Raw genomic sequence first — 15,442 nt, 5'->3', positions numbered from 1 at the left:
ATCAATTTACCCCGAAATTAGGTGGTCAATTTGAACTGGAAAGTGGTGGTCAGTTTGCTCTGGAACTGGTGGTCAATTTACACTGGAAAGTGGTGGTCAATTTGACCGGTTTTTCCATTATAGATCTAAAAAATAAAAAAGTTTATTTTTTTTTTTGATAATATTTTCTGGACTATTAAAAATATTTAAATGGTGAAATTTGAAATCATTTATATCACCGTAAATTAAGAGTTGACAATTACCGGGACCCAAACGACCAAATTGCGTTTATCACTAATTTAAGCCATTGTAGTTCATTCGATAGGATATATATTTCTCGAACAGGTATGATTTCAACATGATTCATGAGACACTATATTATAATGGACATAAAATTAAGTTGCAAAGCCATAAAATAAGTTATGACAAGAATTATTCTATTTTTTAATGATAATTTTTTACCAAATAATTCCATTACACACTAATAAAATCAAGCATAAAGCCATATTTAACGCACTCAAATCTGAAAGTGGCATATTTGTAGTCTCACAGGTTAACACGGGATTTAAAGCCCAAGGATTTCGTATATTTCTATACCTTTCGACTACTTAATGTGCTGACTTTTGGTTTCGAGAAATATATGTTCGATATCTGGGATGATTGCTAAACTTTCAAATTGAGTCTGTTTTTGTAATGGAATTTCGTTACATATGATTGGCATAGTGTAGTTAAAGATTTTTTTTTCTGTCATGTAATATATGATTTTGACTGGCTACCTATATTTTATGCGCAACATCTTGATGATCAACTACACTGGATTTATTTTGGCAAATAGTTGCAGTCTTACAACGGAATTTGTCGTGGTTGGTGATTCCAATTAAACATTTGCTGTATATTCTAGTATGAAAATTATTTCAATCGGTAGGTCATTCAATTGGCTCTGGTCCTTTATATAGATAAGTCAGGAATCACGAAATGATTAATTGATTAATGTCAATTATTTGTTCACCGCCCTTTGCCAGTTGGGCTGGCTGGGCTGTGGTATTATTTGTTTTAAGGCAGGTGATTGCCGTTGTATATAAAAATATTTCTGATACTAATTTATTTTGGCTACGTCTCGCCAGTTGGACTGGCAGTCTTAGTTAGTGCTAGCGTTCACCTTTTAAATTCTATAACAACTCTAAGAATAATAAATAAGTTAAATAAATCTAAGGGCCGAAATATATAATATAAATATATAATTACAATATATATACTTAAAGCACCCTAATATCTTTTCAAATAATCACAACCAAAAAGCCTGTTAACCCCTTATATCAAAGGGCTGACTTCATATATAATCTACAATTTTCAAAAAGTGTTTTTACCACGCCAATCCCACGGCATGTACCAATAATTAATTATGCCCAGGCCACCCAAGGCCGAGCGCTATTATCCAAAAATGTAAAAAAATTATATCCCAAAAAACACATATTAAATTTAATATATAAGAAATTATTCAACTTTTCATTTGATTATGAGTATAAGTATTACAGATGGTTGCCGAGGAATAATTAACGTTGACTTAAGTACTCTAAACAACCCTAAATAATAAAAAACAATCCATAATAAAATGAAATTTTTAGTAACCAAAGAATTACTATTTGATGTTTATACTATATTGGCACCAACAAAAAAAAGAAAAGACTTTACTTTTCATTATCTATACATTGTGCATACGATTCGACACTCACAAGTATTCAATCAGAATTCCGATTCATCAACATTTATAAATTTGCATTCCGAATTATTGGGAAAAACAATATCAAAGCTGCAAACCCCGACTATTTTAAAAAACCTAATCAAGAATAAGATCATTGAGTCCGATGGTGTATACATTCCTGGAAGAAAATCATTTGGATATAGAGTAACTGGACATTATTTATCACAAAAGTGGCATTATGCCGAAGTAAAAGATGCGGAATTAATCGGTAAAATATCAGCAATCACTGAAAAACACTCTAAAGATATCCGCTCTAAAGGAATTGGATACCAAACAGCAGCATATTGGGCAAAAGAAATAGCGATAAATAAAAGAAATGCATTGTTTTATGTAAATAACCCCAAGAATAATTTCTCTGATGTACAAAAAACACATTACAAAATCTCAATTGAGAGTGTGGACAACAAACAATTCTTTACCTCATTTAGTTCAACCAATCGATTATACACAAATTTAACATGCATTAAAAGTGGCCTACGTCAACATCTTACTATTGACAAACAACCACTTTACGCGATTGATATCACTTCATCACAGCCGTTATTCCTTGGCTTACTGATGAGAAATAATAATAATGTAGACCAAGAGGAAGTAGAGAATTATTTGAAAATTGTATGTTCAGGCCTATTTTACGAATACATCGCAGAGAGGGCCGGTCTTAACATTGACGACAAAGAAGTAAGAAACAAATTTAAACAGAAAATATTCAGTGGCTGTCTCTTTGACCACACAAGAGATAAATATTCAAAACTAGAAATAATATTTCACGAATCATTCCCAACCATTTTATCAGAATGTCGCAATATGAAGAGGGGTGACCACAAGATATTATCAAGACAATTGCAAAAGATGGAAGCTAAATTTATATTTCATTGTGTTGAGTTATCTGCTAAAGCAATTGGGGATGTTCCATTGTCGACCATACATGACGCTATTGTAAGTACTGAGGAAAATATATACATGGTTGAACAGATAGTGGTAGCGGAATTTGTGAAATTGAAAATATACCCGAAAATAAAAATTGAAAAATTATAAAAAAATGATTAAAAAAGAAAGAGATCATATAAAAAAGGGATGATGTCCAATGCGGATTATAGCTTACCAAAGTACCCCGTTTATTATGATTATAAATTTTGGCAAAAGGATGAAATGTGATCATATGAATAGGACTGTGTATACCGAGCGCTGCGGATAAAATTTAGGGGGTGATGTTTACATGTGTGAAGCACTTTGGGTTTTTCCCAATGGTGAAATTTACGAATGGTAACTAAAAGCTAATAAGCGAGTACAGGAATAGTGACAAATATACTTTCGCCAATAAATTAGGGGGCTTTAAGCCAATCCATCCTCTATTTCCAATATCAAGTCATTGAAGTTTCCCCGGTTCAATGACAAATCATTATTCCATATCATAAAGTACCGCTGGTATTTCAGGATTAGTTTAATATGCCGGATATTTTCCAATATTACATTAGGTAATTTCATGGCATTTGATGCACTGTAATTAGTTTCATTCAAAAAAAAATCACCTTCAAAAAGTATATCTTCTTCGCCAGAATATGTAGATAATATGTCATCGAAAGAAAAATTAGCACCAATTTTCAGCGTACAACCAATCAAATTTTCTAAATATTCGTTCCCGCTTATATAATAATTACCGACCACTTCATCAGGCGAGCCTTCTAATGATGCCAATTTATTATTGTAAGCATATAGATCGCCACCTACCCATTTAGGTCCGTTAGTAAAATTAGTTAGCTGATTGTTGAAGGAATTGAAGTTACCACCAACCGCTATTGGCGAACCATACAAGTTAGTCAATTGATTATTTTGAACGTTAAAATTTCCCAGAACTCTTCGGAATTTTAATGGTAAAATGAACAGATTTCTTGATGAAAGATCGACATTGCCGTCCACATCAATGGATCCATCGGGGTTAATAGAATAGTTTTCAATTTGATATTGAATACAAATTTGTTCTATTGTATTTATAATTTTTTTTGGCATTGAAGTGTCTATTTACTTTAATAACGGACAACTCTACTTAAGATTGTCAATGACAATGTCACATTTGTATATGATAGAAAAAAAATGAAATTATTTTAAACTTTTGATTTAGTCTCGGCTATAACACTAAATAACGAAGTGTAAAATGGAAAGAGAGACAAAATTGATATGTGATATTCCTAAACAAAATAGTAGTTTAGTTACATTAACACTTGATGAAGTAGGTGTTATGGTTAAGATAAGGGATGTCGAATCAATCAAGCGATGGCTGATAAAAAATAATATTGAGATTCATAAATTTTCGAGGATAAATTACGTTTACAAAATAGATGTTGACTGTGTAATCGCTAAGCCCTTCGTTTTGGGTCTTAAACTAAAATATCCAAATAACTGGGAACAAATGTTTATGAAAATCGCTAAGGACGATTTTGTTTATGAAATGGTACTTCTTAGTTTAGGGGGTGAATTTATCGATAAAGCTATGACTAAAATTAAAACAAAAAACGCTGAAGAAGAGGCACTTTATAAAAGATATTCATCATGAAAAAATTAAAATTACCTAAAAATCCGTATCTGGGAATGAAAATTTTTTGCCACAAGTGTAAGCGAGATAATCCATCATGTGATCATTACGACATTCACAAATATAAAGTGAAAATCCATATTCCTGGTGGGGACAATAAGAAGAAAACAAAAGTTCTGGATTCAAAGGATTATGCTCAGGCCGTTAAAGAGGCCATCAAATTTAAAGAACAACTAGAAGCAAATAATTTCAACAAGCCAATTATCGTAGTTGAAGAGAATAACTTCACCATGTTAGGTGCTTTGATCGAATATCGTCGATATTTATCGGGCGAACACAGGTATACTCACATGGTTAAAAATATAAGCAAAGGGTATCAAGATGAATGTATGAGGTATTGCAAATATTTTCTAGATACATTTAAAGGTGTGAAAAATGTTTCCGAAACCAGTATACGGGATGTGAGTCAAGATGACGTTGCTAGATTTTACTCTTGGACAGAAAAACATTATAAAGAGAAAACTTTTAATAAGTGTTTAAGTGAAATAAAAAGTTTCTTTAAGTTTATTATTGAAGTCGAAAAGATTGAAATGAAAAATCCATTTGAAGTTTATGTGAGTAAAAAAGTGACTAAAAGTAATATTTACACATTGGATAGGTCAGAGTTTGAAGATATTTTAAAAGCAGTACATAGTGCAAATCCGATTGTTACGTTAGGTGGAAGAGGGGAGAAGAAGAATATGTACCGAAATTATCTTATCGATGGGTTTAAACTTTCGTTGCTTACGGGTGGCCGTCGAGAAGAAGTGGTAGACTTAAAATGGAGTGACATATTTACAACTGTGAAAGACGTTAAGTTTTTTAAAATTAAAAATATCAAAGTTGAATTGTTAACTGATGAAGATCATTGGAAATATATTCCAATTAATACGGATTTGATGAACTTACTACTTGAATTCGGTTACAACGATAAAAAACAAACGAATGATTTTATACTTTTTCCAGAGAGACAAGTATTAACAAAGACTATAATGAATGACTTGTCTAAAGGATTTACTCATTATAAAAAAATGGCAAATATTGATAAAAAAGTAAGTTTTAAGAATTTAAGGAAAACTTATTTATCTTGGGTGAATGCAGTAATGAATAAAGACACTGGTATTTTGTCATCACATTCAACTTATGAGATACTCGAAAGGTATTATATTGACCCAGCTATTTTAACTGTAATTGAAGAAGGGGCATTGAAAATTTCAGTTTTTGGAACATAAACGTCACTCCTTTTCGTCACTCCTGGGGTTGAGGTCTGAAGAATATTTCAAATTTCAAGCATAAAAAAACCCTAACGTGTTGCTGTTAGGGTTTTTGCTTTGGTAGCGAGACCGAGATTTGAACTCGGGACCTCAGGGTTATGAATCCTGCGCTCTAACCGACTGAGCTATCTCGCCATGATTGAGGGTGGAAAACCATCCCTGAATGCGGGTGCAAATATAAAAATAATATTACAGGTTGCAAGCGTTTTTTTAATAAAAAAAAATATTTTTAAAAATCCTTTTTTTTCGGACTTATATTCTTATATTTCACAAAAATTAAATGTAGCTCATGGACCAAAAAGTACGTTACGAAATCGAATTCCCTATAAATTCTTCGCCTCAATTATTATATCAATATATATCGACTCCATCTGGTCTGTCAGAATGGTTTGCTGATAATGTAAATTCTCGTGGAGAGTTTTTTACTTTCATTTGGAATGACTCCGAAGAAAAAGCTAGGCTTGCTTCTAAGAAGTCAGGTGAAAAAGTAAAGTTCAAATGGGTTGATGAAAATAGTAAAGACACGGAGTACTTTTTTGAACTGCATATTTTAGTTGATGAACTTACTAAAGATGTGTCTTTAATGGTTATTGACTTTGCCGATAAAAATGAAGTTGATGAGGCAACACAACTATGGGAAAATCAAATTTCGGATTTGAAACATCTGATAGGTTCTGTATAGTAAAATCATATTTTATGACTTATATTTGCCCTAAATTTTATTTAGGGCTTTTTTATGATTAATTTTAATGGAACTATAGTGTCTCAGGACGCAAATATATTGACTCAGAACCGTGCTTTTTTATATGGTGATGCTGTTTTCGAAACGGTTAAAATAATAAATAATAAAATTCTTTTTTTAGAAGACCATTATTTTAGATTAATGTCTTCTATGCGAGTAGTTCGAATGGAGATTCCAATGAATTTTACCATGGAATATTTTGAAGAACAAATACTTTCTCTCGTTAAAAATAATTCTTTAGATGATTCGGCGCGAGCCAGAATTACCATTTATAGAAATGGTGGTGGTTATTATTTACCACAGAACAATACAATTTCTTTTTTAATTCATGCAATAGCACTTGAAGAAAAGTTCTATTCCATTGACAAAAAAGAATATGAAGTTGATTTGTATAAAGATTTTTATGTGACTAAACAATTGCTGTCTTCCATAAAAACAACTAATAAAATCTTAAACATAACCGCTAGTATTTATGCAAATGAAAATGGATTAGATAATTGCATTTTGTTGAATGACAGTAAAAATGTTGTTGAAGCTTTGCAAGGAAACATTTTTATGCTACTAGGTAATAAGCTCATCACACCACCTGTTTCTGAAGGCTGTTTGAATGGTGTTATGAGGAAACAAATTTTAGGTCTGGCAAAAAAAACAGTAAATTTGGAGGTAGTGGAAGAAGTAATTTCTCCATTTGATCTTCAAAAAGCTGATGAATTGTTTCTTACGAATGTTATAAAAGGCATACAGCCCATCACAAAATATCGTAAAAAGGAGTTTGCAACTAAATTGGCATATGAATTAGTTGAAAAATTAAACGAAGAGGTACGTGTTGTTTAATTTAAATATGGATTTTCTGGAGCATTAGACCAGATAAGATATTCTCCTCCCAGTTCCATAATTTGTTCTTTCCAGAAATGAGCTGGAGATTTTCCTATGATTTTATTTTCATAATTATTTTCAGTGATAATCCATGAATTGCATTCCATTTCTGTTTCCAGTTGGTCTTCTTCCCATCCGGTGTATCCTAGAAAAAAGCGAATATTCTTTTTACTTATTTTTCCCGAATTGATAAGATCTTTTGTAGATTCGAAATCCCCACCCCAATAGATGCCATTTGAAATTTCTACACTATTAGGAATTAATTCTGGAATATCATGGATAAAATAAAGATTATCCTGTTCTACCGGTCCACCATTGTAGATTTTGAATCGTGCATCTATATCAGGTATCAAGTCGTGGATGGTATATTTCAAAGGTTTGTTTATAATAAAACCAACAGATCCTTCCTTGTTGTGGTCTGCTAATAATATTACCGATCTGCTAAATGATAAATCTCCAAATATAGAAGGCTCTGCTATAAGAAGATGTCCTTTTTTTAATTTTTCTGAAATCATAACGGCTAGTTTTTTTATTAAAATTAAGGAATAATTATTGATAATACCAAACAAAGTCGTTTAAATGCATAAAAAAACCTTCCATGTGGAAGGTTTTATTATAATGGAAAACTTATGATTAGTTTACCGCTCCTTCTAATTCTGCACCAGCTTTAAATTTCACAACGTTTTTAGCTGCAATTTGAATAGTATTTCCTGTTTGAGGATTTCTACCATCTCTAGCTGCTCTAGCAGATACTGACCAAGATCCGAAACCTACTAAAGATACTCTTCCACCTTTTTTCAAAGTACCGCCTACATTTCCTAAAAATGACTCTAAAGCTAATTTAGCTGCAGCTTTTGTAATTCCTGCATCTGCAGCGATAGCATCGATTAATTCTGATTTGTTCATAATAAATAGTTATTAATTGTTGGTTAAAAAAATTGTTAATACACAAATTTAGTAGGAAATCCGTTCCTTGCAAGCGTTTTGTGTTATTTTAGTTTGTTTTGTTAATAACTTATTTTTTTTGTTCATAAAACAAGGCTTATTTCTTGTTAAAATCATCGAACCACCCGTTTTTACTGATGTTAATAGACCTTCGCATTTTCAGAAAAAGACATTCCATTTAACAATTCCGCAGTACTTATTCTCTTTTTTCCCGGAAACTGTAAACTAAGTACTTGTATAAATCCATCTTTTACGGGAATTTTCATCTCTTTCTTGTTACAAATCAAACTACCCACAGGGTAATTGTGATGTTCTGAGATGATTTTTGCTTCATATATTTTCACATTCCATTCTTCATTTTTGTCTCCAAAGAAACACCAAGCAGCTGGATAAGGACTCAAACCTCGAATTAAGTTATTTATTTCTGAAGCTGATTTTGTCCAATCTATTTTGCAATTCTCTTTATTTAGCTTGTAGGCCGTTTTAATATCAGCATCGTCTTTTTGAATAATGGTCGTTACATTTCCTTTTTCAATCATTTCTAAAGTTTCAATAACGGTCGTACTTCCCAAAAACATTAATCGATCGTGCAATTGTCCTGCATTTTCAGTCGTTGATATTGGTGTTTGTGAACTTAAAATCATGGCGCCAGTATCAATTTTGTCATCGATAAAAAAAGTAGTCACTCCTGTTTTAGTTTCTCCATTTATGATAGCCCAATTTATTGGTGCTGCTCCACGATAATTCGGTAGGAGGGAAGCATGAAGATTAAATGTTCCTAATGAGGGCATTTCCCAAACTACTTTTGGTAACATTCTGAAAGCAACAACAATTTGTAAATTGGCATTCAAAGATTTTAATTCTGTTAAAAAAGTTTCGTCTTTTAGGTTTACTGGTTGTAACAAAGTAAGATTATTGGCAAGCGCATATTCTTTTACCGCCGAATATTTTAATTTTTGTCCGCGGCCAGCAGGTTTATCAGCTGCTGTAATAACGCCAACAACCTCATAGTTATTTTTGATTATAGTATCCAAAATTCCAACAGCAAATTCTGGGGTTCCCATAAAAACAATTCGTAATTTTTCCATTATGATTTTAAAGTGTATTTATTGTTTGGTTTTACAAGTATAATATTGTTTTCTAATAAATGTTGTAGTACAAAGATAACGTCGTCTGGGCTATTTTTAGTGTTATTTTGGATGTCTCTAGAATTCAAATCGTCTGATTGTAATAAAGCAACAATCTCTTTTGAAAGCGAAGTCACATCCCTTTTCTTATTTTTTTTAGTGATGCAATAGGAACAAATACCACAATCAACGTTTGTCTTTTCGCCAAAATAATCTAAAATCAATTTGCTTTTACAATTTTTTTTCTCACTTATATAATAAATAACAGACTTGAGTTGTTCTTTTTTTAATTCGTTTTGATTTTCTAAATATTTAGAAACTCTATTTATCGTTCTTTCATCTTCGCGAATTTCATTAAAAATTAATGTAGCATCATTATTTTTCGAATGATACTCAATAATATCTTTTTCCTTTAATTTATTTAAAACTGCCTGTATTTCATTTGTACCGTGATGTGACTTTTTTGCAATCAATTCTAAGTTGAAAGCAGTTTGGATCTCATAAATTCCAGGATAGGTTCGCAATATTGCCAAAATAATTTCTTCGTCATTAGGATTTAAACTCATATAACGGATTACTTCTTTGGAAGGAATAAGAAATTGCAGCGTAATTTTTTCCGAAAACTCTTGGGACAAACTAATAATTCCTTGTCTGTCCAAAAACCGCATGGCATTGTAGGTTTTCAATGTTGGAAACTCATACTTTAGACAAAAATGATGTAAATTGAAATTAAATTGCTCGTCGATACCTTCTCCGTATGCAATCTGAAAATAATTACAGAGTTTGAGATACATTACATTCAGAAACTTTTTATCAGGAAGGACATTGATGAACTGATTTTCAGTTTGGAGAATATCCGATGAACTGGTTAATAATACGGCATATGCTTTTTCGCCATTTCTCCCAGCCCGACCTGCTTCCTGGTAATAATTTTCTAAATTTTCCGGAAGCTGAATGTGGATAACTGTTTTTACATTGGCTTTATCAATTCCCATTCCAAACGCATTGGTAGCAACAATAACTTGTACTGTTTCATTCATCCAAGACTGCATGTTTTTATCTTTTTCTTTGGACGAAAGTCCACCGTGATAATACGTTGCTTTGAATCCTAAAGATTGTAATTGTGAGGAAATATCCAAACACGATTTCCTATTTCTTACATATATTATAGAAGGCTGGGGGTTTTTCTTTAGAATTTGTTCTATTCTAAAAAGTTTGTCTTCAACTTCAAAAACCATGTAGGCTATATTTTCTCTGGCAAATGATTTCTCGAAAATTTTTGGATTATGCAATCCTAAATCAGTGATGATGCTTTCTTTAACTTTTGGAGTTGCGCTTGCGGTCAAAGCCAAGAAAGGGATTTTTGGAAAATGCTTTTTTAATCCTGAAATCTTCAAATAAGCAGGCCTGAAATCGTGTCCCCACTGTGAAACGCAATGTGCTTCGTCAATGGTGATCATGCTGATAGGAAGGTTCTTTATTCTTTCAAGAATCCAATCCGATTGTAATCGTTCCGGAGATAAATACAAAAATTTATAATTCCCAAATTGGCAATTGTCCAATAAGTCAATCATTTCATCTGATTTTATTCCACCAGTCAATGCAATCGCTTTAATATTTCGTTTTTGCAAATTAGCGACTTGATCTTTCATCAATGCCACTAATGGAGAAATTACTAAACAAATTCCTTCCTGCATCAATGCAGGAACTTGAAAACAGATGGATTTTCCACCACCGGTAGGCATTATCGCAAAAGTATCTTCACCGCTTAAAACAGAATTTATAATTTCGTTTTGTAGCGATCTAAATTTGCCATGCTTCCAATATTTTTGTAGAATTTGTAGTGCTTCTGGCATAGATTTGGTTCCCAAAGCTTCGGGTTTAGATTATAATTTATACTTGATGAAAAAATCGTAAATCCCAATTTGTAATCCTTAAATTATTTAGAAATTTTATCTAAGATAAAAAGAATTCTGTTATCAACACTATCTTTAGGCACTTCTATAAGTTCGTAACCATATTTTTTGTAAGTTGTAACAAGATGACTATTGATATCTTTCGCTTGTTCAAAATTTTCATATCGTTCAGTATCACTAGTATAGATCTCCTTCCAAGGCGGAAGAATGAAAATTTTTGTATATTTGTATTCTTGGCAAGCCAAATCAAAAAAAGTAGGATAACTGTCTCCAATGTAATGCATATAGGCAACAACATCCGGAATACCACGATCAATAAATACAATTTGATGAGGTTCTTCAAGTGCGCTTTGAAACTGCTTTTTTCTGCCTTCCAGAAGTAATTCACTAAACAATAAAGGATTTGTCAGAAATAATTGTTCGATACCTTGTTTTTGAGCTTCTAACGTTACTTGTCTGGAAATTTCGGGATAACAGCAATATCCATTAGCTACCAATCCGTCTATGATTGTACTTTTTCCAGTTCCGGGACCGCCAATGATAACTATGATTTCTTTCTGCACTTTTTACAAATAAGGCGCGAAATTACTCAAACTTATTGGAATTTGAAAAAATGATTGTCGTAAAAGCATAATTTGACAAAAAATCATATTTCAAATATTCAAAATTTACATTTGAAACCGTATATTTGCTTTTATTTTTAAATTGAAAATGGATAACGATAAAGAAAAAGAGACTGCGGAATTTTACGAAAGATTAAAAGTAGAGCTGGATATGAGTAATACATGGCCAGCAGAGTACTTATTTAAGTTTATTGTACCAACAGAAAAGGATAATGTGGAGCGTGTTGAACTGGCTTTTGACTGTATGGGAGCGGTTATAAAAACGACAAAATCCAAAACTGGTAAATTCACAAGTATATCTGTTGACGTTACCGTAAAAGATTCACAAGAAATAGTAGATAAATACTTAGAAGTTTCTACAATTAAAGGTATTATTTCCCTGTAATATAAAATAAATTTTTGATACATTTTGAATGATTTAAATCTTCGGAAATGTGGCATATATGATCAAAAAATATACATTCGAATATGAATTCAAAATATATAAAAGAAAACGCGAACGACACTGTTCATCATTTGGAATATAATGCGGAGCGATCCCATTTAATTATTCCGGAATACGGCCGTCATTTGCAAAAATTAATTGATCAGGCGACTCATATCGAAGATGATGTGGAGCGCAACAAAGCGGCAAGATATATTATTCAGGTGATGGGGAGTTTGAATCCTCATTTGCGTGATGTTCCTGATTTTCAACATAAATTATGGGATCAGATTTTTATTATGTCTGATTTTAAATTAGTGGCCGATTCGCCATACCCAATTCCATCTCGTGAAGTCTTGCAATTAAAACCGGATGTTTTAAAATACCCGCAAAATTTCCCCAAATACAGGTATTATGGTAACAACATAAAATATATGATTGATGTCGCCAATAAATGGGAAGATGGCGAAATGAAAAATGCATTGGTAAAAGTAATTGCCAATCACATGAAAAAATCTTATTTGAGTTGGAATAAAGATACCGTAAAGGATGATGTTATTTTCGAACACTTGTATGAATTATCTGATGGTAAATTGAATTTGATTCAAAGCACCGAAGAACTTTTAAATACTACCGATTTATTGCGAACTAATAAACGAGTTTCCAATAAAATCACTCCTGTTGGGCAGCCAAAAATTCTAAGTAATAAGAATTTAAAAACGGGTAAAGCAAAACCTTTCGTAAAAAATAATAATCCAAAATAAAATGGGTAATAAGTTGTTTAGATTCTGAAAGGCTGTTTTTAATTAATCGGAAAAACTTCAGAACCTTTGTAACCTAGAACCTCAGAACCTTAAAAAAATAATATGGGAATTTTCAAAATAGAAGGTGGCATTCGTCTAAAAGGAGAAATCACGCCACAGGGAGCTAAAAATGAAGCATTGCAAATTCTATGTGCAGTTCTTTTGACTCCTGAAAAAGTTACAATTAATAATATTCCTGATATTATTGATATCAATAAATTGATAACACTTTTAGGGAACTTAGGAGTTAAAATTCAAAAAAATGGATCTGGCTCTTATAATTTTCAAGCAGATGATGTTAATATACAATATTTAGAAACCGAAGCATTTAAGCAAGAAGGTGGCTCACTTCGTGGTTCTATTATGATTGTTGGGCCATTATTGGCTCGTTTTGGCAGAGGATATATTCCAAAACCCGGAGGAGATAAAATAGGTCGTAGAAGATTAGATACGCATTTTGAAGGGTTTATCAATCTGGGTGCAAAATTCCGTTACAATCGAGAAGATCATTTTTATGGTGTAGAAGCTCCAAAAGGATTAACTGGAACTGATATGTTACTTGATGAAGCATCAGTTACCGGAACAGCTAACATTGTTATGGCTGCTGTTTTGGCAAAAGGAAAAACAACAATTTATAACGCAGCCTGTGAACCTTATTTGCAACAACTTTGCAAAATGTTGAACGCTATGGGTGCAAACATTACGGGAGTTGGATCTAATTTATTAACTATCGAAGGAGTCAAAAGTCTAGGCGGTTGTGAGCATAGAATTCTTCCGGATATGATTGAAATTGGTTCATGGATTGGATTAGCCGCTATGACCAGAAGTGAAATAACTATTAAAGATGTGAGTTGGGAAAACCTTGGTGTTATTCCAAATACTTTCAGAAAATTAGGAATTACTTTAGAACGAAGAGGTGATGATATTTATATTCCTGCCCATGAAGATGGATATGAAGTGAAAACGGATATTGATGGTTCTATTCTTACGATTGCTGATGCACCTTGGCCAGGATTTACACCTGATTTATTGAGTATCGTTTTAGTTGTAGCCACACAAGCAAGAGGAGATGTATTAATTCATCAAAAAATGTTTGAAAGCAGGTTATTTTTTGTAGATAAGTTAATTGATATGGGAGCAAAAATTATGTTGTGTGATCCGCATAGAGCGGTAGTTATGGGGCATGATTTTAAATCACAATTGAAAGCAACGACCATGTCTTCACCGGACATTCGTGCAGGGATCTCCTTGTTGATTGCAGCACTTTCGGCAAAAGGGACCAGTACCATTCAAAATATAGAACAAATTGATAGAGGTTATGAGCGAATTGATGAACGATTAAGAGCGATTGGCGCTAATATTATTCGAGCATAATACTATTTTATAAAAAAAATCGTTTAAAAAATCCATCGAATGAATGTGTAAATTCAAAATTCTAGGGATTATTTAAACGATTTTTTATTTTATTAAATTATTACAAAATACAATGTCAAACGAGCAAACTGCAATCAAAGCAACTCATTTTAGTATCGTAGGGAACATCTGTTTAGCGATTGTAAAAGGGTTAGCAGGTTTTTTTGGAAATTCATATGCCTTAATAGCTGATGCGATTGAATCTACGACTGATATTTTTTCTTCTTTTTTAGTCTTATTCGGAATCAAGTATTCTAATAGACCGGCCGATAAGAATCACCCTTACGGACACGGTCGTGCGGAACCTTTAATAACTTTTTTGGTTGTAGGGTTTTTGATAACATCAGCCACTATTATAGCATATGAAAGTATTTATAATATTGGAACACCCCATGAATTGCCTGAATCTTGGACTCTTTTTGTTCTTGGCGCAATAATTATGTGGAAAGAGTATTCGTTCCGTATAGTTATGAAGCGCAGTAAAGAAACGAATAGCTCCTCATTGCGAGCAGATGCTTGGCATCATAGAAGTGATGCAATCACTTCGGTTGCGGCATTTTTAGGGATTTCAATTGCATTACTTTTAGGTAAAGGATACGAAGCTGCCGATGATTGGGCAGCACTTTTTGCATCTGGATTTATTCTTTACAACAGTTATCTAATTTTCAGACCTGCTCTTGGAGAAATTATGGATGAAAATCTGAACGATGATTTAATTAGTGAAATTAGAAAGGTTTCCTTTCGAGTTGACGGAATTATTGATACCGAAAAATGTTTTATTCGCAAAGCAGGAATGCAATATCATGTAGATCTTCATGCTATAGTAAATGCGAATATTTCGGTAAAAGAAGGTCATGATTTAGCCCATAAATTAAAAGATACTTTAATACAAGAAATTCCCGAATTGGGTCATGTGTTAATTCATGTAGAACCTAATAATGAATTAGAGATTTTATAGACAAAAGGCACAAAATTTTTTGTGCCTTTTG

Annotated in this window: 15 protein-coding genes and 1 tRNA gene; 9 read left to right on the top strand and 7 right to left on the bottom strand. The window is 32.4% G+C overall.

Annotated features, from left to right (window positions below; genetic code table 11):
• Positions 1 to 1,591 precede the first annotated feature (1,591 nt).
• Positions 1,592 to 2,776, top strand: a complete 1,185-nt coding sequence (locus ACNQGG_RS13575) for a hypothetical protein (protein ID WP_417964804.1) — start codon at positions 1,592 to 1,594, stop codon at positions 2,774 to 2,776.
• 297 nt (positions 2,777 to 3,073) lie between these two features.
• On the opposite strand, the gene ACNQGG_RS13570 is transcribed toward ACNQGG_RS13575, so the two are convergent.
• Complete coding sequence (locus tag ACNQGG_RS13570; RefSeq protein WP_417964803.1) at positions 3,074 to 3,748, bottom strand: hypothetical protein; 675 nt, start codon at positions 3,746 to 3,748, stop codon at positions 3,074 to 3,076.
• A gap of 145 nt (positions 3,749 to 3,893) precedes the next feature.
• On the opposite strand from ACNQGG_RS13570, the gene ACNQGG_RS13565 reads away from it, so the two are divergent.
• Together ACNQGG_RS13565 and ACNQGG_RS13560 are read left to right on the top strand one after the other, a co-directional pair.
• Entirely contained in the window at positions 3,894 to 4,292 is a 399-nt protein-coding gene (locus ACNQGG_RS13565) for a hypothetical protein (protein WP_417964801.1), read from the top strand.
• Complete coding sequence (locus tag ACNQGG_RS13560; protein WP_417964799.1) at positions 4,289 to 5,542, top strand: tyrosine-type recombinase/integrase; 1,254 nt, start codon at positions 4,289 to 4,291, stop codon at positions 5,540 to 5,542. The genes ACNQGG_RS13565 and ACNQGG_RS13560 overlap by 4 nt, the downstream gene beginning before the upstream one ends.
• Positions 5,543 to 5,642: 100 nt before the next feature.
• Here the strand turns inward: ACNQGG_RS13560 and ACNQGG_RS13555 are convergent.
• Positions 5,643 to 5,719, bottom strand: a tRNA-Met gene (locus ACNQGG_RS13555).
• Positions 5,720 to 5,873: 154 nt separating this feature from the next.
• Here ACNQGG_RS13555 and ACNQGG_RS13550 point away from each other — a divergent pair.
• Positions 5,874 to 6,266, top strand: coding sequence for an START-like domain-containing protein (locus ACNQGG_RS13550; protein WP_143387973.1), 393 nt, complete (start codon positions 5,874 to 5,876; stop codon positions 6,264 to 6,266).
• A gap of 54 nt (positions 6,267 to 6,320) precedes the next feature.
• A complete protein-coding gene (locus ACNQGG_RS13545) occupies positions 6,321 to 7,160 on the top strand; it encodes an aminotransferase class IV (protein ID WP_417964797.1) in 840 nt (279 codons plus the stop codon).
• Here the strand turns inward: ACNQGG_RS13545 and ACNQGG_RS13540 are convergent.
• From ACNQGG_RS13540 to ACNQGG_RS13520, 5 genes are all read right to left on the bottom strand, one after another.
• Entirely contained in the window at positions 7,157 to 7,717 is a 561-nt protein-coding gene (locus ACNQGG_RS13540; protein ID WP_417964795.1) for a YqgE/AlgH family protein, read from the bottom strand. The genes ACNQGG_RS13545 and ACNQGG_RS13540 overlap by 4 nt on opposite strands.
• 118 nt (positions 7,718 to 7,835) lie before the next feature.
• Positions 7,836 to 8,108 (bottom strand): HU family DNA-binding protein, encoded by a 273-nt coding sequence (locus tag ACNQGG_RS13535; protein ID WP_035667751.1) that lies wholly within the window; start codon positions 8,106 to 8,108, stop codon positions 7,836 to 7,838.
• 179 nt (positions 8,109 to 8,287) lie between these two features.
• Complete coding sequence (gene fmt / locus ACNQGG_RS13530; RefSeq protein ID WP_417964793.1) at positions 8,288 to 9,235, bottom strand: methionyl-tRNA formyltransferase; 948 nt, start codon at positions 9,233 to 9,235, stop codon at positions 8,288 to 8,290.
• Positions 9,235 to 11,130 carry a RecQ family ATP-dependent DNA helicase gene (locus tag ACNQGG_RS13525; protein WP_417964791.1) on the bottom strand — a complete coding sequence of 632 codons (1,896 nt, stop codon included), beginning with the start codon at positions 11,128 to 11,130 and terminating at the stop codon, positions 9,235 to 9,237. Before ACNQGG_RS13525 ends, fmt begins: the two co-directional genes overlap by 1 nt.
• An 83-nt stretch (positions 11,131 to 11,213) precedes the next feature.
• On the bottom strand, positions 11,214 to 11,753 hold the full coding sequence (locus ACNQGG_RS13520; RefSeq protein ID WP_417964789.1) for an AAA family ATPase: 540 nt from the start codon (positions 11,751 to 11,753) through the stop codon (positions 11,214 to 11,216).
• A gap of 148 nt (positions 11,754 to 11,901) precedes the next feature.
• Between ACNQGG_RS13520 and ACNQGG_RS13515 the strand changes: the two genes are divergently transcribed.
• The 4 genes from ACNQGG_RS13515 to ACNQGG_RS13500 all read left to right on the top strand — a co-directional run bounded on the left by ACNQGG_RS13515 (position 11,902) and on the right by ACNQGG_RS13500 (position 15,411).
• Complete coding sequence (locus ACNQGG_RS13515) at positions 11,902 to 12,198, top strand: DUF493 family protein (RefSeq protein ID WP_417964787.1); 297 nt, start codon at positions 11,902 to 11,904, stop codon at positions 12,196 to 12,198.
• Positions 12,199 to 12,281: 83 nt separating this feature from the next.
• Positions 12,282 to 13,001 (top strand): DUF4290 domain-containing protein, encoded by a 720-nt coding sequence (locus tag ACNQGG_RS13510; RefSeq protein ID WP_417964785.1) that lies wholly within the window; start codon positions 12,282 to 12,284, stop codon positions 12,999 to 13,001.
• A gap of 102 nt (positions 13,002 to 13,103) precedes the next feature.
• Positions 13,104 to 14,414 carry a UDP-N-acetylglucosamine 1-carboxyvinyltransferase gene (gene murA, locus ACNQGG_RS13505; RefSeq protein ID WP_417964783.1) on the top strand — a complete coding sequence of 437 codons (1,311 nt, stop codon included), beginning with the start codon at positions 13,104 to 13,106 and terminating at the stop codon, positions 14,412 to 14,414.
• Positions 14,415 to 14,526: 112 nt separating this feature from the next.
• Positions 14,527 to 15,411, top strand: coding sequence for a cation diffusion facilitator family transporter (locus ACNQGG_RS13500; RefSeq protein ID WP_417964781.1), 885 nt, complete (start codon positions 14,527 to 14,529; stop codon positions 15,409 to 15,411).
• Positions 15,412 to 15,442 lie beyond the last annotated feature (31 nt).

The sequence above is a fragment of the Flavobacterium esculini genome (genome assembly GCF_048284325.1).
Lineage (GTDB): Bacteria > Bacteroidota > Bacteroidia > Flavobacteriales > Flavobacteriaceae > Flavobacterium.
Note: the sequence above shows the minus strand (reverse complement) of the source record. Positions and strands in the feature narration are given on the sequence as shown.

What these genes read in the sequence shown, in the direction of transcription:
- ACNQGG_RS13575 (WP_417964804.1), top strand. Translation starts at nt 1,592, where the DNA reads ATGAAATTTTTAGTAACCAAAGAATTACTATTTGATGTTTATACTATA.
- ACNQGG_RS13570 (WP_417964803.1), bottom strand. Translation starts at nt 3,748, where the DNA reads ATGCCAAAAAAAATTATAAATACAATAGAACAAATTTGTATTCAATAT.
- ACNQGG_RS13565 (WP_417964801.1), top strand. Translation starts at nt 3,894, where the DNA reads ATGGAAAGAGAGACAAAATTGATATGTGATATTCCTAAACAAAATAGT.
- ACNQGG_RS13560 (WP_417964799.1), top strand. Translation starts at nt 4,289, where the DNA reads ATGAAAAAATTAAAATTACCTAAAAATCCGTATCTGGGAATGAAAATT.
- ACNQGG_RS13550 (WP_143387973.1), top strand. Translation starts at nt 5,874, where the DNA reads ATGGACCAAAAAGTACGTTACGAAATCGAATTCCCTATAAATTCTTCG.
- ACNQGG_RS13545 (WP_417964797.1), top strand. Translation starts at nt 6,321, where the DNA reads ATGATTAATTTTAATGGAACTATAGTGTCTCAGGACGCAAATATATTG.
- ACNQGG_RS13540 (WP_417964795.1), bottom strand. Translation starts at nt 7,717, where the DNA reads ATGATTTCAGAAAAATTAAAAAAAGGACATCTTCTTATAGCAGAGCCT.
- ACNQGG_RS13535 (WP_035667751.1), bottom strand. Translation starts at nt 8,108, where the DNA reads ATGAACAAATCAGAATTAATCGATGCTATCGCTGCAGATGCAGGAATT.
- fmt (WP_417964793.1), bottom strand. Translation starts at nt 9,235, where the DNA reads ATGGAAAAATTACGAATTGTTTTTATGGGAACCCCAGAATTTGCTGTT.
- ACNQGG_RS13525 (WP_417964791.1), bottom strand. Translation starts at nt 11,130, where the DNA reads ATGCCAGAAGCACTACAAATTCTACAAAAATATTGGAAGCATGGCAAA.
- ACNQGG_RS13515 (WP_417964787.1), top strand. Translation starts at nt 11,902, where the DNA reads ATGGATAACGATAAAGAAAAAGAGACTGCGGAATTTTACGAAAGATTA.
- ACNQGG_RS13510 (WP_417964785.1), top strand. Translation starts at nt 12,282, where the DNA reads ATGAATTCAAAATATATAAAAGAAAACGCGAACGACACTGTTCATCAT.
- murA (WP_417964783.1), top strand. Translation starts at nt 13,104, where the DNA reads ATGGGAATTTTCAAAATAGAAGGTGGCATTCGTCTAAAAGGAGAAATC.
- ACNQGG_RS13500 (WP_417964781.1), top strand. Translation starts at nt 14,527, where the DNA reads ATGTCAAACGAGCAAACTGCAATCAAAGCAACTCATTTTAGTATCGTA.